Origin of the sequence: Streptomyces griseoruber (assembly GCF_001514205.1) — a bacterium.
GTDB classification, from domain to species: domain Bacteria; phylum Actinomycetota; class Actinomycetes; order Streptomycetales; family Streptomycetaceae; genus Streptomyces; species Streptomyces griseoruber.
On the sequence record NZ_KQ948779.1, the window covers coordinates 163,924 to 180,908 of the forward strand.

The 16,985-nt window shown below is 73.2% G+C and carries 14 protein-coding genes and 1 pseudogene; 8 read left to right on the forward strand and 7 right to left on the reverse strand.

What is annotated here, in order from left to right; genetic code table 11:
* Positions 1 to 16 precede the first annotated feature (16 nt).
* Together AQJ64_RS34870 and AQJ64_RS34875 are read left to right on the forward strand one after the other, a co-directional pair.
* Positions 17 to 766 carry a GntR family transcriptional regulator gene (locus AQJ64_RS34870; protein ID WP_055635412.1) on the forward strand — a complete coding sequence of 250 codons (750 nt, stop codon included), beginning with the start codon at positions 17 to 19 and terminating at the stop codon, positions 764 to 766.
* Between the two features lie 12 nt (positions 767 to 778).
* Positions 779 to 1,930 carry a type ISP restriction/modification enzyme gene (locus tag AQJ64_RS34875; RefSeq protein WP_055635411.1) on the forward strand — a complete coding sequence of 384 codons (1,152 nt, stop codon included), beginning with the start codon at positions 779 to 781 and terminating at the stop codon, positions 1,928 to 1,930.
* 13 nt (positions 1,931 to 1,943) lie between these two features.
* Here AQJ64_RS34875 and AQJ64_RS34880 read toward each other — a convergent pair whose 3' ends face one another.
* The 4 genes from AQJ64_RS34880 to AQJ64_RS34895 form a co-directional block, all read right to left on the reverse strand.
* Positions 1,944 to 3,074 carry a glycoside hydrolase family 26 protein gene (locus AQJ64_RS34880; RefSeq protein WP_055635410.1) on the reverse strand — a complete coding sequence of 377 codons (1,131 nt, stop codon included), beginning with the start codon at positions 3,072 to 3,074 and terminating at the stop codon, positions 1,944 to 1,946.
* Complete coding sequence (locus AQJ64_RS34885) at positions 3,071 to 4,813, reverse strand: glycosyltransferase family 2 protein (RefSeq protein WP_107120637.1); 1,743 nt, start codon at positions 4,811 to 4,813, stop codon at positions 3,071 to 3,073. The genes AQJ64_RS34880 and AQJ64_RS34885 overlap by 4 nt, the downstream gene beginning before the upstream one ends.
* 128 nt (positions 4,814 to 4,941) lie before the next feature.
* Entirely contained in the window at positions 4,942 to 6,993 is a 2,052-nt protein-coding gene (locus AQJ64_RS34890; protein ID WP_059203288.1) for an outer membrane protein assembly factor BamB family protein, read from the reverse strand.
* A gap of 139 nt (positions 6,994 to 7,132) precedes the next feature.
* On the reverse strand, positions 7,133 to 7,846 hold the full coding sequence (locus tag AQJ64_RS34895) for a TetR/AcrR family transcriptional regulator (protein ID WP_055631889.1): 714 nt from the start codon (positions 7,844 to 7,846) through the stop codon (positions 7,133 to 7,135).
* 63 nt (positions 7,847 to 7,909) lie between these two features.
* Between AQJ64_RS34895 and AQJ64_RS34900 the strand changes: the two genes are divergently transcribed.
* From AQJ64_RS34900 to AQJ64_RS46860, 3 genes and pseudogenes are all read left to right on the forward strand, one after another.
* Positions 7,910 to 8,926, forward strand: coding sequence for an ATP-binding cassette domain-containing protein (locus tag AQJ64_RS34900; RefSeq protein ID WP_055631888.1), 1,017 nt, complete (start codon positions 7,910 to 7,912; stop codon positions 8,924 to 8,926).
* Positions 8,923 to 9,705, forward strand: a complete 783-nt coding sequence (locus AQJ64_RS34905; RefSeq protein ID WP_055631887.1) for an ABC transporter permease — start codon at positions 8,923 to 8,925, stop codon at positions 9,703 to 9,705. The genes AQJ64_RS34900 and AQJ64_RS34905 overlap by 4 nt, the downstream gene beginning before the upstream one ends.
* Before the next feature lie 53 nt (positions 9,706 to 9,758).
* A pseudogene (locus AQJ64_RS46860) lies at positions 9,759 to 9,944 on the forward strand (CoA transferase); the annotation flags it as partial.
* Between the two features lie 9 nt (positions 9,945 to 9,953).
* Here the strand turns inward: AQJ64_RS46860 and AQJ64_RS34910 are convergent.
* The 3 genes from AQJ64_RS34910 to AQJ64_RS34920 form a co-directional block, all read right to left on the reverse strand.
* Positions 9,954 to 10,217 (reverse strand): hypothetical protein, encoded by a 264-nt coding sequence (locus AQJ64_RS34910; protein ID WP_079062124.1) that lies wholly within the window; start codon positions 10,215 to 10,217, stop codon positions 9,954 to 9,956.
* Positions 10,218 to 10,343: 126 nt separating this feature from the next.
* A complete protein-coding gene (locus tag AQJ64_RS34915; RefSeq protein ID WP_055631885.1) occupies positions 10,344 to 11,165 on the reverse strand; it encodes an anti-sigma factor in 822 nt (273 codons plus the stop codon).
* Positions 11,162 to 11,704 (reverse strand): sigma-70 family RNA polymerase sigma factor, encoded by a 543-nt coding sequence (locus AQJ64_RS34920; RefSeq protein ID WP_055631884.1) that lies wholly within the window; start codon positions 11,702 to 11,704, stop codon positions 11,162 to 11,164. Before AQJ64_RS34920 ends, AQJ64_RS34915 begins: the two co-directional genes overlap by 4 nt.
* Positions 11,705 to 11,916: 212 nt before the next feature.
* Between AQJ64_RS34920 and AQJ64_RS34925 the strand changes: the two genes are divergently transcribed.
* The 3 genes from AQJ64_RS34925 (at position 11,917) to AQJ64_RS34935 (ending at position 16,977) form a co-directional block, all read left to right on the forward strand.
* Positions 11,917 to 13,440, forward strand: coding sequence for a DUF4331 domain-containing protein (locus AQJ64_RS34925; RefSeq protein WP_059203289.1), 1,524 nt, complete (start codon positions 11,917 to 11,919; stop codon positions 13,438 to 13,440).
* A 181-nt stretch (positions 13,441 to 13,621) separates the two neighbouring features.
* Complete coding sequence (locus AQJ64_RS34930; protein WP_079062125.1) at positions 13,622 to 15,208, forward strand: tetratricopeptide repeat protein; 1,587 nt, start codon at positions 13,622 to 13,624, stop codon at positions 15,206 to 15,208.
* Positions 15,205 to 16,977: a HoxN/HupN/NixA family nickel/cobalt transporter gene (locus tag AQJ64_RS34935; protein ID WP_059203290.1), complete on the forward strand. Its 1,773-nt coding sequence runs from the start codon at positions 15,205 to 15,207 to the stop codon at positions 16,975 to 16,977. The genes AQJ64_RS34930 and AQJ64_RS34935 overlap by 4 nt, the downstream gene beginning before the upstream one ends.
* Positions 16,978 to 16,985 lie beyond the last annotated feature (8 nt).

Consider the following 16,985-nt stretch of genomic DNA (forward strand, 5'->3'; position numbering starts at 1 on the left):
CCGGTACGGATGGCCCGTGACCTCCTTCGCCCCGGACTCGATCGTCCTCAACCGCAAGCTGCCGCTCTGGTACCAGGTGTCGCAGTCGCTGCGCGCCTCGATACTCGGCCGCTCGCCCCGCGACCCGCTGCGGCTGCCCACCGAGGAGCGGCTGGCGGAGCACTACGGGGTGAGCGTGCTGACCATGCGGCAGGCGCTGAAGGAGCTGGAGGACGAGGGGCTGATCACCCGGCACCGACGGCGGGGCACGTTCATCGAACCCAGGGTGCGGAGGGGCGCACCCGTGCGGCTCCTCGGGTCGGTCGACGCGATCGTGGCCCAGCAGTCGGGCATGGTGACGAAGCTCCTCGGCCACGGGCCCGCGCGGGTGCCCGCCGAACTCGCCGAGCACTTCCCGGATCTGACCGAGGTGGCGACGTACCACCGGCTGCGCGGCGACGAGAAGACGGGCGAGCCGACCAACCACGCCCGCAACTACGTCCGTCCCGAGATCGCCGCCCGCATCGACCCGGAGGACCTGGTGCGCCGGCCGATGACCAAGGTGCTGCGGGACGTGGTGGGCGCGGACATCGGCCGGATCACCGACACCGTGGAGGCCCGGCTCGCGGACCCGGAGACGGCCCAGCTGCTCGATGTTCCGCTGCTGAGCCCGATCCTGCACTACACGGGGATCATCCACGACCGGGCGGGGCGGGTGCTCGACGCGGCCGTCATCCAGTACCGCGGGGACCGTTTCTCCTTCACGGTCACCCTCGACGCGCCCTGAGCACCAACTACGATGCCCAGCGTGACGCACGACGACGCTCCGCTGCTGGCGGACCTCATGCCGTGGTCCGTCGCACCGCCGCGGCTCGGCCGGGGGTGGCCGACGGCTGCCGACCCGGCGTCCCTGAAGGCCCGCTGGGAGGCCCTGGTGACGGCCGCCGGCCCGGAACGCGAGACCCTGTTCGAGCCGACGCGCTCGCGCACCCTGCACACCGCGGTCGGCCAGCTTCCGGGGCGCACGGGCGGCACCGAACGGCTGGTCCGGGCGTCCGGCCCCTGCCCCGAGCCCGTACGGGTGCTGGCCGCCCCGTACGACGAGCGGTGGCTGATCCCCGACCACCGGCTGATCGACGCGGCCCGCCCCGAGCTGTGGCGGGTGGCGGACGAACGGCAGGTGTTCGTGGTGGAGACCCCCGAGCTGCCGGCGGCCCCGCTCCTCGCCACCTCCCTGCTGCCCCTGCTGCGGCCCGGCCGGGTCCGCCCGCTGTACCGGCGCCCGGGGGGTGCCGAACCGAATCTGGCGCCCCGGCTCCTGGCGCACCTGGACCACTCCCCCGATCCGCTGGACTTCCTGGCCTGGACCCTGACGGCCGTCCGCCCCGATCTCACCGTCCCGCTCCCCCGGGACCCCGACGTGTGGGCCCGGGGCGTCGCGTCGGGCCGGCGGGCGCTGTGGCTGCTGCGCCGGGACGGCGAGCGCCCCAAGCTGCCCGGCGGCCGCCGCCCCTACGTCCGCGCCCCGCTCCCGGCCCGTCCGCTGACCCTCCTCTACGACCGTGCGGAGGAAACCCTCCATCTCGACGAAGGCCGGATCTCGCCGGTCCCGCCGGAGGCCTGGGACGTCGAGACGGGCGCGGGGGTCCGGGTCCTGGAGCAGTGGTTCACGGCCCGGACCACCGAGAGCGCCGGGCCGGGCACCCTGGAGGCGATCCGTCCGGCCGTCTGGCAGCAGACGTGGACGTCCGAACTCCTGGAGCTGATCACGGTGTTGGCGCTGCTCGCCGAAGTGCACGCACAGCGGCGGGAGTTGACGGTGACGGATCAGGTCACGGCCGGTGAGCTGCGGGCGGCCGGCGTGCTGCCGGTCCCGGACTCCGCCCGTCGTCCCGCTTCTGTGCTGGACCATCAGGAGGAAGGCCCCGAGGGGCAGTTCGCGCTCCTGTGAGCGCCGGTGCCCGTCAGGGACGAGCGCGCGGCACGGCGCCCGGCGACCACGGGGTGCGGTAGCGCGGTGCCGAGACCCCGGCCGCGAAGGCGCGGACGCTCGCGGCGGAGGTGGTGACCCGCCAGTCGATCACCCGGACCGCCTCGTACCAGATCACGCCGATGATTCCCGGATGGCGGGGCAGCGAGCGGAACATGTCGGTGATCCACTCCGCCTTGCGGCCGGCCGCGTCCGTGGCCCCCACCTCGGTGATCACCAGGGGCTTGGCGGTGAGCCGGCGCAGCCGCCGCTCCGAGGCGGTGAAGATCCGGTCGAAGGACTGGTAGCTCTCCAGGCCCACGGTGCCGTAGTAGCCGGACAGACCCACCCAGTCCACATAGGCGTCTCCGGGGTAGAGCTCCTCGAACGGGGTGGCGTTCTCGTAGTGGACGTTGGGGCTCCACACCCAGACCGCGTTGTCGGCGCCCGCCTGCTCGAAGAGGCGGTGCACATGCCGCCAGGCCCGCACGTACTCGCCCGGCCGGTTGCCGTTGGCCTCCTCGCACCACGGGTACCAGTAGCCGTTCATCTCGTGGGCGAAGCGGATCCCCACCGGGTGGCCGAGCGAGGCGACGCCCTTCGCCCAGGCGCGGATGTACGGGTCGAAGGCGCCGTCGATGATCCGGGAGAGCCGGTAGCGGGGCTGTACACCGCGCAGTCGCTCCTCGTCGGGCTCGGCCCGGTGGTCCCAGGGTTCCCAGGCCAGCAGGGGCATCATGCCGCGCCGGGCGACGTCGTCGACGGGCCCGGCGTCGAAGGTGTCGCTCGCCCAGTCCAGGGAGAACTCGTAGACCTGCGGGAGGTGTCCGGTGGCGCGGGTGAACCGGGCCGCCTCGGTGAGGTCGTGGACGCCCGCGTCGGTCATGATGCCGACGAAGGCGTCCCCGGGCGCGGGGAACGTGGCCCGGCCGTCCCGGCTGTCCTGGCCGTCCCGGCTGTCCTGGCCGTCCCGGTGGACGGGGTGGGTGGGCGGCAGCGCAGCGTCGATCGCGGCCGCGCGGCGCCGGTCGGGCTCGCCCGCGAGGTGCGGTCCCACGACGAAGACGTACCCGCCGAGCAGAAGGGCGAGGACGACGGCGAGCACCCGCGGGACCGTGGGCCTCACCGGGCCTCCCGGGCCGCGAGCAGCGGCGGCAGCAGTCCCGTCAGCAGCGCCAGCACCGCCCACAGCCGGGGCGCCGGGTTGGTGTGGCCGAGGACGTGACTGGCCGTCAGCGGGGCCGCCATGAGGCCCGCCCAGAGCAGATGGAGCCGGAAGGTACGCGGTGAGTCGGGGCTGCGCAGCTCGCCCTTGGCGGTGACCGCGTAGCCGAGGGGGCGGCGCAGGAGCGCGGAGAGGGCGGCCGACACGTAGACGGGCCCGGCGAACAGGGCCAGGGCGAAACCGCGGACGCCGAGTTCGCGCCGCTCGTGCTCGGCGAGGTTGAAGCGGCGCAGCCACCACCACAGCCACAGCCAGCTGCCCATCCCGGCCGACCACAGGCCCAGCCAGGTCGGCCCCTCGAGACCGGCGGTCGTCACCCCGAGCAGCAGGGCGAGGGCGGTGGCGAGCGTGCCGAGGAGGAGGGTCGCGGCGACGCTCGGGTAGTAGAACTGCACCAGGGTGTAGAGCAGTCGCTGGCGCCGGTCCAGCCGGACGCCCTCGGTGAGACGGCGGTTGAGCTTGATCTCCCAGACGCCGTAGGCCCAGCGCTTCTGCTGGTTGAAGTAGTCGGTCCAGCTCGTGGGGCCCTCGCCGACGGCGATCACGTCCGGGGTGTAGACGCCCTTCCAGCGGTGGCCGGTGGCCGGGTTGACGGTGCCCTGGACGCGCATGCTGGTCAGATGGTCCTCGATGATCGAGTCCTGATAGCCGCCGATGCTGCGCCAGGCCGTAGCCCGGTAGAGGTGGTTGGTGCCGATGAGCAGCGGCGCGTCGAGGCCGTTGCCGCCACGCTCGACGATCCCGCTGAACAGGTACTGCTGGACGGAGGCGCCGTGCGCGATCCAGTTGTCGTCCATGTTCCCGTACACCTGGGGCGCGACGACGAACGCGACGTCGGGGTCGTGGAAGTAGCCGAGGCAGCGCTCCAGGAAGCAGGGCAGCGGGACGTGGTCGGGGTCCATCTGGGCGATCACGTCGTAGCCGCGCTCGTGCTCGGCGCGCCACGCGTTGTGGTTCCCCGCCTTGGTCCGGGTACGGAAGATGCCCCAGGGCCGGTGGTACTCGGGGCGGCCCTTGCGGGTGAAGTGGTGGACGCCGAGGCGCGCGGCGAGGGCGCGTACGGCGGGGTCGTCGCCCTCGTCCAGGATCCACACGTCGACGCTGCCGCCGTAGTAGGTGACTCGGCGCATGGCCCGCAGGGTGCGCTCCACGACGTCGAGGGGTTCCTTGGCGGGCACGATGGTGGTCAGCATCGCCACCCGCAGGCCCGTCGGCGGGGTGAGCGGCACGGGGTCGCGGGCGTGCCAGGCGAACGTCCAGACGGCGAAGACCTGCACCACCTTGACGAGTTCGATGGTGACGACCACGCAGAAGGCGAGCCGGGCGAGGACCAGCCGCCAGTCGCCGAGCGCACCGGCGCCGCCGCCGGGCACGTGCCGGGGCAGCAGCAGCCACCCGGCGAGCACGAGAGTGCTGCACGCGGTCAGCAGCGCCAGGGCGGTGAGGACGACCCGCTGCGCGGTGCTCAGGACGTTGCGGAACCGCACCTGCACCGGGCCGCCGCTCCCCGGCACCGACAGCGGCCCGGTGAGCCGGGCACAGCGCCGGTACGACTCCCGCGCCCCCGCCCCCGCCCCTGCCCCCGCCCCTGCCCCTGCCTCCGGCCGCGTTCCCGTCTCCACCTCTGCCGTCCCGGACACCGGCGTCGCACCTCCCCTCGCGAAGGACCCCGGCCGTACGCCAGGCACCGCTTCAGACACGTGCCGCCGACGGCCGGTTCCGGCCGGCGGGGGCGCGCGGGAGCGCGGGTGGAGCGTGCGGGGCAACGTCAGGTGCGCACGGCGTAGAGCCGGCTGTCCGCGCCCCCGAAGTACACGGCGTCGGCGGTGGCGGTGGGCGGCCCCACCTCCGCACCGGCCGTGAACGTCCAGCGCCGCTCACCGCTGCCGGCGTCGACCGCGTACAGCCGCTGGTCGCTGCTGCCGACGTACACGACCCCGTCGGCGACGGCGGGCGCGCCGACGTCCCCGTCCGTGGCGAGCGACCAGCGCCTCTCGCCGGTCCGGGCGTCCCAGGCGCGCAGTTCCCGCCCGCTCCCGCAGTAGACGGTCCCGCGCGCCACGAGCGGTCCGGCCTGGGCGGAGACCCCTTTCGCCCGCCAGGCCTCCTTCCCGCCCGCGACCCGGACGGCGTACAGGTTCCGGTCGGTGCTCCCGAAGTACACGAGCCCGCCCGTCACCACCGGGAACCACGAGACGGCGCCCGCGGTGGTGAACCTCCAGCGCAGCTCGCCGGTGGCAGCGTCGACGGCGTACAGGCAGGTGTCGCTGCACCCCACGTAGACGGTGTCGCCGGCGACCGTGGGCGAGTGGGTGTCATGGCCGGTCCTGAACCGCCACCGCCGGCTCCCGTCCGAGACGTCGACGGCGTAGAGGTGGCCGTCCGAGCTGCCGATGTAGGCCACCCCGCCGCTGACCACGGGCGAGTGCACGATCCCGCCCGTGCGGAACGCCCAGCGCCGCCGGCCCGAGCGGGCGTCGAGCGCGTACAGCCTGCCGTCGTCACTGCCGAGATAGGCCACCCCGCCGAGCAGCCGGGGCGCCGAGCCCAGCGCCGCACCGGTCGTGTACGACCATCTGCGCGCCCCGGACGCCACGTCGACGGCGTACAGCGTGCCGTCGTTGCTCGCCGCGTAGACCAGGTCCCCGGCGACACTCGGGTGGTTGACGAGCACACCGGTGACCGGGAAACGCCACAACCGCGTGCCCGCCCTCGCCGGGGGCCCGTCGTCGAGCAGCTTCCAGCCGGTGAACCCGAGGCCGGCGGCGGCGGTGACCCCGGCGGCGGCGAGGAGGAGGCGACGACGGGTGGGGTCGGGGGACGGAGGGCCGGGGGACGGAGGGCCGGGGTCCGGAGGGCCGGGGTCCGGGCCGGGACCGGGACCGGGCCCGGGACCTGGGGCCGTGGTCGGCGGCGGGGGAAGGCCGTGCCGGGCGGACGCCCCGACGGCGTCCGGGTGCCGGCGGCCCGTCCCCGTGCCCCGGACCAGGAGGTGCCGTGGATCGCCGGTGCGGACCGGGGGCGTCGCCCCGAGGGCGGCCGTGACCTCGCCGAGGCCGGGACGCCGTGCCGCGTCCTTGGCCAGACAGGCGGCCGCGATGCCGAGCAGCCGGTCCGGGACCGCTTCCAGATACGGCTCCTCGTGGACGATGCGGTACAGCAACACGTCGGGAGAGGCCTCGCCGAAGGGCCCGGTGCCGGTGGACGCGAAGACGAGGACGGCCCCGAGCGCGAAGACGTCGGTGGCGGCCCCGGTGCGCTCGCCGCGGATCTGCTCCGGTGCCATGTACCCCGGGGAGCCCATGGTGGTGCCGGTGTGGGTCAGCGCGCTGGCGTCGCTCACCTTCGAGATGCCGAAGTCGATGACGCGCGGCCCGTCGGACGCCAGCAGGACGTTGCCCGGCTTGAGATCGCGGTGGACCACACCGGCCGCGTGGATGGCGCCGAGCGCCTGCACCAGCCCGAGCCCCAGCTCGCACACCGCCCGCTCGCCGAACGGCCCGCCGCCGCGCACCGCCTCCGTCAGCGAGGGCCCGGGGATGTACGCGGTGGCCAGCCAGGGCGGACTGCCCTCGGGATCCGCGTCGACGACGCCCGCGGTGAAGGGCCCGGCGACACACCGGGACGCCTCGACCTCGCGGGCGAACCGCCTGCGAAAGGCCGGATCCCTGGCCAGTTCGGGCTGGATGACCTTGAGCGCGACCTGCTCGTCCGTCTCCGACCGGGCGAGATAGACCCGCCCCATGCCGCCCGCGCCGAGCCGCGCGAGGAGCCGGTACCGACCGATCTGCGCGGGATCCTCCGGCGCCAGGGCCTCCAAGCGCCCACCCCCTCAACTCCGTGCGGGGTGGAGCCTTCCCTGCCCGACTTGTCAGCACACAGCGGGCGAAGCAGACCTTCACGGGACACGGGGAACCGCGCGAACGACCACGACGCGCCCGCCCCCGCGCAACGCCTCCTCACCCCCGTGGCGCGAACGCGTCCAGCACCCTCTCCACCGCGAACCCGAAGACCGCCTCGAGATCGATCGGCCCCGGATCCTCCGTGAACGCCGCGGCCATCCGCGGATACGCCCCACTCGCCACCTGACTCCCCAGGTAGCCGATCCGCACCGCGTTCTCCTGCTCCTCCGACCACGGCAACGACCGGGCCCGCTCGGCGGTGGCCAGCTCATTGACGACGTACATGGTCACAACGCCGTTGATCATGGCGACGAGCTGCATCTTCACGCCGTACGTCGTCTCCAGCGGATCCAGACAGGCCAGGCAGTGCTCCAGATACCGCAGCGCGTGCGGGCTGAACCCGTACACGGGGGACATCAGCCTCGGCAGCCAGGGATGCCGGTGCATGAGCGCGCGCGTGTCGCGGGCGACCCTGCGCATGTCCGCCCGCCAGTCCCCGCTCGGCTCCCACTCCTCGTGCTCGCCGCTGACCGCGTCCACCATCAGCTCGTACAGGTCCTCCTTGCGGGGGACGTAGTTGTACAGCGACATGGTCCCGCAGCCCAGCGCGGCGGCGACGTGCCGCATGGAGACCGCGTCGAGCCCGCCCTCGTCGGCGATCCGCACCGCCGCCGCGGCGATGTCGGCACGGGTGTACGCGGGCCTCGGCCCCCGGCCCGTCCGCTCCGGACGGGCCCAGATCACTTCGGGTACGGCCGCTCGGCCCGCCATCGGTCATCACCTCGCCCACCATCGTAGTTACGTACAGCGTACGTAGTGCGCTATGGTCACCCCATGACAACTACGTACGGTGTACTTAGTGAAGGCCTGGAGAAGCGGTTCGGCGAGGTGCGGGCCCTGCGCGGCCTGGACCTGGCCGTACCGCAGGGCACGGTCTGCGGGATCCTCGGGCCGAACGGGGCGGGCAAGACGACCGCGGTACGGCTGCTGACCACGCTGCTGCGCCCGGACGCGGGGTCGGCCAGGGTCGCCGGCCGCGACCTGGTCCGGGAGGCGGCGGCCGTGCGCCGGGCGATCGGCGTCACGGGTCAGTACGCGTCGGTGGACGGTGACCTCACCGGCCGCCAGAACCTCCGCCTCTTCGCCCGGCTGCACCGGGTGCGCGGCCCGGCCGGGCGCGCCGACGACCTCCTCGCCCGCTTCGGCCTCGCCGAGGCCGCCGACCGCGCCGCCTCGACCTACTCCGGCGGGATGCGCCGCCGGCTCGACCTCGCCGCGAGCCTGATCCGCCGTCCGGAGGTGCTGTTCCTGGACGAGCCGACCACGGGTCTCGACCCGGCCTCCCGCAACGACATCTGGGACGCCGTGCGCGAGCTGAAGCAGGACGGCACCACGGTCCTGCTGACCACCCAGTACCTGGAGGAGGCGGACCGGCTCGCCGACGACATCGCCCTGATGGAGCGGGGCCGGGTGGCCGAGACCGGCTCCCCCGCCCATCTGAAGGCGCTCATCGGCTCCTACGCCGAGGTGGTCGTCGCCGACCGGGGTGCGCTGGCGCAGGCCGCCGCCGTGCTCGACCGGCTCACCGGCGCCGAACCGTCCTTCGACCACGACCGGGGCTCCGTCGGCGCGGTCACCCGCGACAGCACGCTCACCCTTCCCCGGCTGGTCCGCGAACTCGACACGGCGGGGGTGCCGTTGCTCGACGCGAGCCTGAAACCGCCCACCCTCGACGACGTGTTCCTGCGCCTGACCGGCGAGCGGCACGACAGCGACGACCACAACCGCCACGGCGACCACAACGGCCACGGCGACCCCGGCGACCGCGACGGCAAGGAGATGGCGGCATGAGCGCACTGGCGTACGACGGCACGGCCATGCTGGGCCGGCAGCTCCTGCGGGTGCGCAACAACCCGGCGCTCGTGATCCTGACCCAGACCATGCCGATCACGATGCTGCTGTTCTTCGGGTACGTCTTCGGCAGCGCGCTGGCGATGCCGGGCGCCGAGTACCGCTCCTTCCTGGTGCCGGGCCTGCTGGTGGCGATCGCCGCCAACGGGATCATGACCGGGATGTTCCAGGCGGCGCAGGACGTCCACCGGGGTGTGACGGACCGGCTGCGCACCCTGCCGATCAGCCGGGCGGCGGTGCCATTGGGGCAGGCGGCGGCCGATGTGCTGGTCACGGCGGCGGGGACGGTGCCGTTCCTGCTGGTGGGGCTGGCCGTCGGCTGGCGCGTGGACGGGTCGGCGGCGGGGGCCGCCGGCGCGGTGGGCCTGCTGCTGCTGTTCCGGTTCGCGTGCACCTGGGCCGGGATCTTCCTCGGGCTTCTCTCGCGCAGCGAGGAGGCGGCCGGTCAGCTCGGCAGCGCCACGTTCATGCTGCCGCTGCTGTCCAACGCCTACATCCCCACGGACAACCTGCCGGGCTGGCTGCGCACCCTCGCCGAGTGGAACCCGCTCAGCGCGGTGACCACGGCCCTGCGGGACCTGTTCGGCAACGCGCCCGTGCCCGAGGGCGCCGCCTGGCCGGTGGCGCATCCGGTCGCCGGTTCGCTGGCCTGGTGCGCGGTGCTGATCGCGGTGTTCGCGCCGCTCGCCGTACGGCGCCACGGCCATCCCGGCGCATGACAGGCCCGTGAACCGGGAGCGCGGCCGCCGCGGCCGACGGCGCGCAGCGGTGACGGGAAGTGGGTTCGCCGGTGGGGCCGTCGCGGGTGGTGCCGCCTCCGATCACACTGCCGGGCGGGTCGGAGGCGGGGATGGGGGACGTGCCCGCGCTCGGGGAACACACCGAAACGCTGCTGCGTGCCGCGGGGATGACGGACGAGGAGATCGCAGCGCTGCGCCGGGACGGTGTGGCCCGCTGAGCGCGGGGCTCAGTGCTTGTGTCCGCCGAACAGGGAGCGGCGCAGCCGTCGCAGGGGCGCGAACAGCGAGACGCGGGCCGTCCTGTTGCGTGCGTGAGCGGGTTCGCGTGCGGTCAGTTCGAGCATGAGCGAGGTCGCCTCGACCGTCTCCCGTTGCGGTATGGCGGGACCCGCCAGCACCGCGAGATGGCGGTCGAGCCGCGCCTTGGTCGCGCTGCTCCCGCAGGTGATCGCAGGGACCCTCGCCCTGCTGCGCATCGTTATCTGTTCCATGTCACTCCCCACCCGTACGAGTCCACCCGGCCCGGGCAGGGTAACCCTATCGCCCCGTCCGGGCACGCGTGTAAAGAGCTCACAGGAATCACCTTCCCCGTAAGGGGGTTGACGACTCCTGTCCGATCACTCTCCGAATCCAACCGATTTCAGGGTGAGTTGGACAATCGGCTGACTGGTGGGCTGAGCTGAGCCCCCGTCGGGCTCCACGGTCACAGCGAGTGATGTCGAGGTCTTGTCGAGACCGGTCGCCACCAAGGGCGTGTCGCCGTCGAAGAGCCCCAGGGAGCGCGGTTGCACGTCGGGGCGCATGAGCCAGAGCTGATGCACCCGCCCGCCGGCCGGCTCCCCGTATCCGCTCAAGGTGATGATCGCCTCACCCTCGGATGCGGAAGCGATTACTCCGATACTGCGGCCCTTGGCGTCCGTACCCGTGTTCGCCCTGGCGTCCGGAGCTGCGAGAACGTGGGCGATCTCACGCGCCTGGGCGCGCTCCGCGTTCAGCTGGTCCTGGGTGCGGTTCGCCTGGACGCCGAAGAGCGAGGCGACGACGAGCGCCGCGGCGGCGGTGGCCGTGGCGAACGGCACGAACACCGGTCGGCGCGCGCGGGGCGCACGGGAGCGTCCCGGCGCCGGCCGCGTACCCCAGACGTGTGGGGGCAGTTGGGGCTCGTACGCCCGCACCGGCGTACGCCCCGGCTCCTGCGGGGTGGCGCGTACGGCGGCCAGCACCCGGTCGCGCATCGCGGCCGGCGGCGGCGCCGACTGGGACCAGGCGAGCCGGACGGCGTCCTCGGCCAGCGCCCGCACCTCGGCGGCGCAGCGGTCGCACGTGTCGAGATGCTTCTCGAAACGGCGGCGCTCGTCCGGCTCCAGGGCGTCCAGGGCGTAGGGCGCGGCCAGCGAGTGCAGGTCACCCCGGCCGAACAGTTTTCCGAACACACTCACGCGGCGCCTCCCAGACAGTCCCTCAGCCGCGTGAGTCCGTCGCGCATCCGGGTCTTCACGGTGCCCAGCGGCAGCTTCAGCCGCTCGGCGACCTCACGGTACGTATAGCCGTCGTAGTAGGCGAGGGTGACGGACTGCCGCTGGAGATTGGTCAGCCGGTCCAGGCAGCGGCGCACCAACTGGCGCTCCAGGCCCGCCTCGACCTCCTCCGCCACCTGGTCGAAGGCCGGGTCGTGGTAGCGCCGGCCCTCGCGCTGCTCGCGGTCGGAGGCGGCGCGGGCGCTGCGCACCCGGTCGACGGCGCGCCGGTGGGCGAGCGTGAGGATCCAGGACAGGGCGCTGCCCCGGCCGGGGTCGTAGCGGGCGGCGGAGCGCCAGGCCTCCAGGAGCACCTCCTGGGCGACCTCCTCGGACTGGGCGGGGTCGCGCACGACCCGGCGCACGAGTCCGAACACCGGCCCGGACACCAGTCCGTACAACTGCTCGAATGCCCGGTGGTCCCCGCCAGCGACGAGCACCAGCAGCTCGTCCGCCTCCATCCGGTCCCCCTCTCCGCGGCCGCACCCGGGCCGTCCCGTCACACCAGGCATTCGCAACGGACACACCTCCGTATGGGGTACGGATCCGAGCCGCCGAAACGCGGGTCGAGCAACGAAAAAAAGTTTTTTGTTTTCGACCAATCCGATCGGCCGTCCGGTCCGTATCACTGTCCGTCAGGCAAGTTGGCACAGAGGACGGACGGCAGGACGGCATGACTGCAGCTATCTCCAACAGCGGCTCGGGGCGCAAGGGCGTCGCGACTCTCATTTGTGGGGCGCTCGCCGCCGGGGGGCTCACCGCCGCCGGCGTCGCCGTTCTGGCCCCCGGAACGGCGAACGCCTCCAGCCACCGTGAGGCTCCCCTCATCTCGGGGACCCCTCAGTACGACAACACCGACTTCTACGCGTTCGTCAGCCCGGACCACCCCGACACGACGACGATCATCGCGAACGTGATCCCGTTCGAGGAGCCCGGTGGCGGCCCGAACTTCTACCAGTTCGCCGAGGACGCGCAGTACGACATCCGCATCGACAGCAACGGCGACGCGAAGGAGGACCTGGTCTTCCGCTACACGTTCAAGACGAACGTGAAGAACCGGAAGTCCTTCCTCTACAACACCGGTGTGGTCGACAGCCTGTACGACCCCGACCTGAACGTCACCCAGACCTACGACCTGACCCTGATCAAGGAGAAGGACGGCAGGGTCGAGCACGAGACCAAGCTCGCGGACGATGTGCCGGTGGCGCCGTCCAACGTGGGCAAGGCCTCGATGCCGAAGTACTCCAAGCTGCGCGACCAGGCGATCTACAAGCTGTCCAACGGCGCCAAGACGTTCGCCGGCCAGGCCGACGACCCGTTCTTCGCCGACCTGCGCGTGTTCGACCTGCTGTACGGCGGTGACCTCTCCGAGGTCGGCCGGGACACCCTCAAGGGCTACAACGTCAACACCATCGCCCTCCAGGTGCCGAACGACCTGATCACCGAGTCGAAGAACCAGCCGATCGTCGGCATGTGGTCGACGATCCAGCGCGAGAACGCGCAGGGCTACTACGAGCAGGTCTCGCGCCTCGGCAGCCCGCTGGTCAACGAGGTCGTCAACCCGATCAAGGACAAGGACAAGTTCAACGCGTCCAAGCCCAAGGACGACGGCCAGTTCCTGAAGAACGTCACCAACCCCGAGCTGCCGAAGCTCATCGAGGCGATCTTCAAGATCAAGGCGCCGGCCGAGCCGCGCAACGACCTGGTCGACGTGTTCCTCAAGGGCGTCAAGGGGCTCAACCAGCCGCCGTACGTGACGCCGTCCGAGGAACTGCGCCTCAACACCTCCATCAAGCCGGCGAAGAGCCCCAAGCGGCTCGGCGTGCTCGACGGCGACAACGCGGGCTTCCCGAACGGACGCCGCCTCACCGACGACGTGATCGACGCCTCGCTCCAGGTCGTCGAGGGTGAGCTGGTCGGTTCCAAGAACGACCTCGGTGACGCGGTCGACAAGAACGACAAGAAGTTCGAGAACTACTTCCCGTACATCGCCCTGCCGACCGCCGGTTCGCGCGGCAAGACCGCGAAGAGCGCCGCCGACACCAAGAGCGCCCTCGGCGACGGCCTCACCACCACCTCGGAGAACACCCCGCTGATCGCCGCGTCCGCGGGCGCCGGCGCCGCGGGCATCCTCCTCATCGGCGGTGCCCTGATGTGGTGGCGCCGGATGCAGCGTCCGTCGTACCGCCGCCACTGAGGCACCGGCCGGACCCATCACCCGGTGGGCCGGGGAGAATCCTGCGCTCCCCGGCCCGCCTCACTCCCCCCACGAACTGGCGCGGCCCGCGTACTCATCCCCCACGGCGCGGGCCGCGCCACCCCACCCCCACCTCCCCCACACCGCAGGCCGATCCACCCCAGGCGACCTAGGAGAGGGCATGTCCCCGCGTACGAACGACGGCGAACCGGAGCACGAGCGGCCGGAATCCGGACCCATGTCCGAGGACGCCGCCGTGGCGGACCCGGACCTGCGGGAGAACGGGGCGGACGGGGCCGACACCGCCACCGAGGTCATCTCCGACAGCGGCGACACCGCCGCCGAGGTCACCTCCGACCGAGGCGCCGGCTCCGGCTCCGGTGCCGACGTGGTCGACGAGCGGGTGGCCGCCGTACGACGGGTCGGCGACGCCGGTCGTCGCTGGCGGCGGGTCCAGCTCGGCGCCTGTGCGGCCATGATGGCGGTGGGACTGACGGCGGGGGCGATCGCGATCGGCGCCGTGCGGGACGGCCGGGCGCCCCACGTGGCCACCGCCGCCGCCGTGTCCCCCGGTCTCCTCGCGAGCGGCGACCTGGACACCGCCATCGCCGCGCTCCAGACCCATCTGCGCGCCCAGCCCAAGGACTTCGGCAGCTGGGCCACCCTCGGACTCGCCTACGTCGAACAGGCGCGCACCAAGGGCGACCCCTCCCGCTACCCCCAGGCCGAACAGGCCCTGAAGCGCTCGCTGTCCCTGAAGAAGGACAACGACGCGGCGCTGGCCGGCCGGGCCGCGCTGGCCGCCGCCCGCCATGACTTCGCGGGCGCGCTGAAGTACGCGGACAAGGCACTGAAGCAGAACCCCTACAGCGAACGCGCCCTGTGCTCCCGTATCGACGCCCTCGTGGAACTCGGCCGCTACGACGACGCCGAGCGGGCGGCGAACCTCGCGGACCAACGGCGGCCCGGCGTGCCGGTGTTCACCCGCTACGCGTACGTCCACGAGCTGCGCGGCGACGTCACCACCGCCCGCCGCGTCCTGGACCGGGCGCTCTCCGCGTCCACCACCCCCGGCGACATCTCCTACGTGGCCGCCCAGCTCGGCCAGCTCGCCTGGAACCAGGGCCGTTACGAGGAGGCCCTCACCTACTACGCCCGCGCCCTCGCCGCCGACGACACCTACCTCCCGGCGCTGGAGGGCAGGGCCCGTGCCCAGGCCGCGACCGGACAGCGGGCCGAGGCGATCAAGGGGCTGGAGACCGTCGTCGCCCGTTACCCGCTGCCCGGCCCGCTCGTCGCCCTCGGCGAGCTGTACGAGGCCCGGGGCGCGCGGGGGGACGAGGAGAAGGCGCAGAACCAGTACGCCCTCGTCGACGCCTGGACGGCGATCGCCCGCGCCAACGGCGTCAACGTCGACCTCGACACCGCGCTCGCCGCCGCCGACCACGGGGACCGGGCGACCGCCCTGCGCGCGGCCCGCGACGACTGGTCCCGTCGGCACACCGTGCACACGGCGGACGCCCTCGCCTGGGCCCTGCACGTCAACGGCAAGGACGCCGAGGCCCTCACCTACGCCCGGCAGGCCACGGCCACCGGCTACCGCAACGCGAGCTTCCTCTACCACCGCGGGGTGATCGAGAAGGCCACCGGTCACCCCGACGACGCCCGTACCCACCTCGCCGCCGCGCTGAAGCTGAACCCCGGCTTCTCCCCGCTGGGCGCCCGTGAGGCCCGTACGGCGCTCAAGACGCTGGAGGCGGACAAGTGAAGACCCGTCGTCTGTTCGCCTCCTGCGCGGCCGTGTTCACGGCCGGCGTCGCGCTCGCGCTGGCTCCTTCCACCAGCGCGAGCGCACACCCCCTCGGCAACTTCACCGTCAACCGCTACGACGGTCTCGTCGCCGCGCCGGGACACCTGCGCGTCGACCATGTCGAGGACCTCGCCGAGATCCCGGCGACCCAGGCCAAGCCCGATCTGAAGCGGCTCGGCACCACCGAGTGGGCCCGGCAGCGGTGCGAGAGCGCCGCGAGCGGCAGCAGGCTCACCGTCGACGGCGAGGCCGTCCCCCTCACGGCCGGCCGCAGCAAAGCGGTGCTGCGGCCGGGCCAGGCCGGACTGAACACCCTCCGGGTGGAGTGCCGGCTGACCGCGGAGCTGCCCGAGAAGCGGACGTTCTCCCTCTCCTTCCACAGCGAGGGCGCCTCCACCGGCCCCGGCTGGCGCGAGATCACCGCGCGCGGGGACCGCATGACGCTCACCGAGTCCGACGTGCCGGAGAAGTCGGTGTCGGACGAGCTGACCACGTACCCCAAGGAGCTGCTCTCCTCGCCCGCCGACACCGCGACCGCGGCGCTGACGGTACGTCCGGGCGGCGCGGCGCTCGCCGAGGACGACGACCGGGACGCGCCCGCCGCGTCCGTCCTCCCCCGGGGCGCCGACCGCTGGACCCGGGCGCTGGACGACCTCGTCGCCCGCCAGGACCTCACCCTCGGCTTCGCCGCGCTGGCGCTGGTGATCGCCGTCGTCCTCGGCGCGATGCACGCGGTCGCCCCGGGCCACGGCAAGACCATCATGGCCGCGACCGCGGCCGCCCGCGGCGGCAAGGCCCGGATGAAGGACGTCCTGCCGCTGGCCGCGTCGGTCACCATCACCCACACCCTCGGCGTGGTCGCCCTCGGCCTGCTCGTCACCGCCGGCTCGGCGGCGGCCCCCTCGGTGATCGCCTGGCTGGGTCTGGCGAGCGGTGCCCTGGTGCTCTGCGCGGGCGTCACCCTCGCCCGCCGGGCCTGGCGCAACCGGGGACCCGGGCACGGGCACGGACACAGCCACGGCGGCCACACCCACAGCCACGGCCCCGACGGCGGCCACGCGCACGACCACGGGCACGACCACGGGCATCCGCACGACCACTCCCCCACCCCCAGCCGTGAGCTCGTCCTCGCCGGCGCCCCGGCCGCCCGCGCGCACAGCCTCACGAAGAAGGCCCCCGCGCACCACGACCACGGTCACGAGCACGGACACGAGCACGACCACCACCCCGAACACGCGCACGACCACGAGCACGGGCACGAGCACGGGCACGAGCACGAGCACGGGCACGAGCACGGGCACGAGCACGAGCACGGGCACAGCCATGCGCACGGTGGCCACACGCACACGCACGGCGGCCACACCCACACCCACGAAGTCGCCCCCACCCTCCGCGGCACGATCCTGCTCGGCTTCGCCGGGGGCATGGTCCCCAGCCCCTCCGCCGTGGTGGTGCTGGTCGGCGCGGCGGCGCTGGGGCACGCCTGGTTCGGTCTGCTGCTCGTCGTCGCGTACGGCGTCGGCCTCGCGCTGACGCTGACGGCCGCCGGGTTCGCCGTGGTCAGGCTGGGGGCCGGGGCGACCCGTCTCCTGGACCGGCAGCCGCGCTGGACGACCCACCCGGTCCTGACGCTGGCCCGCCGCAATCTGCCCGTCTGGTCCGCGCTGCTCGTCGTGGCGCTCGGGGCCGGACTGGTGCTCAAGGGGGCCGCATCCGTACTCGGCTGAGCTACGTT